Below are 3329 nucleotides of genomic sequence, written 5' to 3'. Positions count from 1 at the left end.
ACTATGAACAAATCGCTGGAATGCCGATGGCAGCGTAACTCCAGCAAAACCGTCTCCGAAATTCCCGGTGCGCTTCAAAGGGAGATGGTGCTGCTCTGCAAATCGTACTGGCGATACTTATTGGCGGAGCGGCCACCCAGCTTATCCAGTCAGTCTTCAATTTCCTATTCGCGCATCCGAAGCATGGGATAGAGGTGACACGTCCAGACGGGGCTACCCTTAGGATTTCGGCCGAGACAGTCAACGCTCAAGGTGAGCGCGCCTTCGATACTGTCAGGCGCTTTCTGGAGGAAGGCCCCGATGCGCCGAGTAGCGTTGTTGATCGGAAATGACCGGTTTTCTCCAGGCTCGGGACTGCATGACCTTAGGTATCCCTCGCGTGATGTAAGCGAACTCGCGCCAGTCTTGCGTGATCCATCGATTGGAGCGTATGACAGAGTTGAACTCTGCGTCAATGGCACCAAGGACGAAGTGCTTGGGAAGCTCGCAAGCTTGCTTGATGAAGAACGGGGCGCAACTGCACTCTTCTACTACTCGGGTCACGGAAAAGTTAGCGACAGCGGCCGCCTGTTTCTGGCAACCAAAGATACGAGGGAGCGCTTACTGTCCGCGACCGCCGTGGCTTTTAGTCATGTGCTCGAGGTCAAGGATGACTACGGCTGCAGCCGCTTCTGCGCAATACTCGACTGCTGCTACGCAGGCCTTGGATCCACCGATGTGAAAGGTAGCGATGCGGACCGAATCCGTTCCTTCGTTGAGGGAAGCGGAGTCTATTTCCTCGGCGCAACGTCTGCGAGCTCAGTGGCAAAAGAAGACAGCGAACTCGGGCACGGCATCCTAACAGCGGGGATGCTCGAGGGATTCCGCACCGGCCTGGCGGATGTTGATCACGACGGGCGGATAACAGGTTCCGACCTGTTTGCGTGGTGCCGCGAGTATTCAGCAAATCAGGGACGTCAGCGACCCGTTCAGGTAAGCCGCCTAAAGAGCGATGAGATCGCGATCGCATATTCAGTTCAATTTCTGGACCCGCGGGTTGCGGTCCTCGTCCGCGAAAGAGTCTTCGAATGTCTTGAGGAGAAGTGCCTTCCCGCCGAACTGCTACGGCGATTGCGCACCCCCCTTTTTACACGGGACCGACTGCCGCTTCCGCTCGAAAATACCTTCGAGGCGGATTTTGTTCGCTACGCACAAGGTTCACTATCGATCGACAAGTTGATAGATCGTCACACGCCCCCCTCGCCTGCACCTTCATACCCTTCTCGGACTCATCCTCCTCGCGAACAAGCCGTGCCGAGAGGACACGAAGAGCGCAGTGCAGATGCGGCTCCGCACGCAGCGGAGAAGCGGGCCTCCTCAACTGGAAAAATTCGAAGCGGTTCCAGCGAAAGCGCAGAACCGGAAAAGACGAGCAAATGGAGTGTCATTATCGCCTTGCTTTTTATTGGATCGATAGCGTCATGTATCGCGTTGATTAGTCAGCGAAAGAGTTCAGAGACCGCGTTCCCCACGGCAACTTCCGACTCGCGGGTTACTCCTCCCGTCGCACGAGAACAAGCTTCGCATGTTGAACAGACCATCCCGTTGGCACCGGCTCCGCCTGCCGAACAGGGCGTCGCAGGTTCTTCCGCATCGAACGAATTGGCCCAATCTGAACGCTTCCATCATCCGGGCAACGTGATTCTTCCCGATAATCTGCCCGAGGCTATTATTTCTCCTGAAGTGACCAGAAGTTCGCAAAGTATGTTGCCTGAGGTGGTCGGCAGAGTTGGAGCGCGGGAGCAAATTAAGCGAAAGATTTTGCCGTATCCTGGGGATCTTTTTCGCCTGCCCAACGAACGATACGCGCTGCTTTGTGGTTGGCGGACGGACACGAACAAGCACAACGTCACCGTCGTGAACTTGTTGGATCAGGTACCGGTCCGAGACCTTGTGCCAGTACCGACAAGATGTCATTCGCTACAGTTCCTGCCAAACGTCGGCAAGCTGTTCGTACAGGGTGGCGCGGAAGACTCAATGTTGTGGAGGATTGACACTGCGAACGGAAACGTCCTTACAGTGCCCATCTTCATCTCCGATTTCAGCGCGTCATTCGACGGTATGACCGTCGCTTTCAGATGCGCGCTCAAGTCATACCACGTTAAGTGTCAGGAAAAGGGTGGATTGATCGATATGCGCAGCATGCGGGTGTATCGACGAATCGACTTTGACGTGGTCCGATTTGAGAAAAATGGAGAACGTTATGCGTACTCGATCAGCAATATCCTGCAGATCGGACATCGCATGCGAGGCGATATCGGCCCGTCTATTCAGTTTCCAGGCAAGATACGAGTGATCCAATTCTCGCCGGATGGGCAATATCTATTGGTCGTTGACGACGCTTCTGAACAAAAGCGCTCCCGAGTGTCCACATGGCACATTGACACTAGAAAGCAGATCTCTGAAGTAAAAGTACCCAATACTACGCTTCGCCCAATAAGCCTGCCCGATTTCACCGACGATAGCCGGTACGTGACATTCGCCGACTGGACTACGGACCTAAAGGTCTATCGTTTTCCTTCGATGAAATTATTCGCGACTCTACGTGCTAAGTCTGTAACGTCCTCTCGCGGCGACGAGGACTGGTACGAACGTCCAATCTTCGCGGACTCAGGCGGGTGGGTGTTTACAAACGACAATTATTGGCTGTTCGGTTGGAAGCTATCGCGGTAGAGCGGTAGAGCAAATCCGCTCCCCAGCATTCCGAGGCGCTCCGTGCGAATCAATGGGATTCGGTGATGCGATTAACGGTCTCGGCATAAAGGTTCCCATGATCGACCGGTCTCATTTTTCGAGACGCCCGCTTCGACAAGGATCGATGTAGGAAAGGTTCTGGCCCTGGGTCAGAAGCGAGTACTCGAGCAGCCACGACCACCAAGTCGGCGTGACCGTCTGGACCGTGGTCGCCCCGTCCGTTCTTGTCGACGAGCCCCAGGAGCTGAGCGATGAGCTGTCGGTCCCGTACTTTGTGGCGTTGTGGCCGCCCTTCTTAACCGCCTTCAGCAGCGTGATCGAGTAGAGCTCAATGACGATAGAAAGGCGCTGTGCCCAAGCGATCGAGCGTGGTGTTGTCTCCAAAGATGAGGGTTGTCGGCGAACGCATAGTCCGGTACCGGTTTGGATGGACGGCGAGATGCGCGATCTGACCAATTCAGCAAGCTCGCTTCGAAGTACGAATCCTTTGACATAAAGGCAATTGCCGAATTTATAAAGTGTTGCGGCTTTATCCTAATGTCGTGTTCTGGCTATTTACAGATGTCGGGTTTTTAACCGGTGGCAAGCTGGCGACT

At 54.7% G+C, this 3329-nt stretch carries 3 protein-coding genes; all 3 read left to right on the top strand.

From position 1 onward, the window contains the following. The coding region (locus NCR38_RS33905; protein ID WP_250478531.1) for a hypothetical protein at positions 1 to 192 on the top strand (192 nt) is incomplete at its 5' end. Then, the gene (locus tag NCR38_RS34605) at positions 102 to 332 is read left to right on the top strand and encodes an effector-associated constant component EACC1 (protein WP_409241455.1); all 231 of its coding nucleotides are present in this window, start codon (positions 102 to 104) and stop codon (positions 330 to 332) included. The genes NCR38_RS33905 and NCR38_RS34605, both read left to right, overlap by 91 nt. Continuing rightward, positions 301 to 2712 (top strand): caspase family protein, encoded by a 2412-nt coding sequence (locus tag NCR38_RS33900; protein WP_250478530.1) that lies wholly within the window; start codon positions 301 to 303, stop codon positions 2710 to 2712. Before NCR38_RS34605 ends, NCR38_RS33900 begins: the two co-directional genes overlap by 32 nt. Positions 2713 to 3329 lie beyond the last annotated feature (617 nt).

The sequence above is a fragment of the Caballeronia sp. INML1 genome, assembly GCF_023631085.1.
Classification (GTDB): Bacteria; Pseudomonadota; Gammaproteobacteria; order Burkholderiales; family Burkholderiaceae; genus Caballeronia; species Caballeronia turbans.
This window is presented reverse-complemented; position numbering and strand designations above follow the sequence as displayed.

What these genes read in the sequence shown, in the direction of transcription:
- NCR38_RS33900 (WP_250478530.1), top strand. Translation starts at nt 301, where the DNA reads ATGCGCCGAGTAGCGTTGTTGATCGGAAATGACCGGTTTTCTCCAGGC.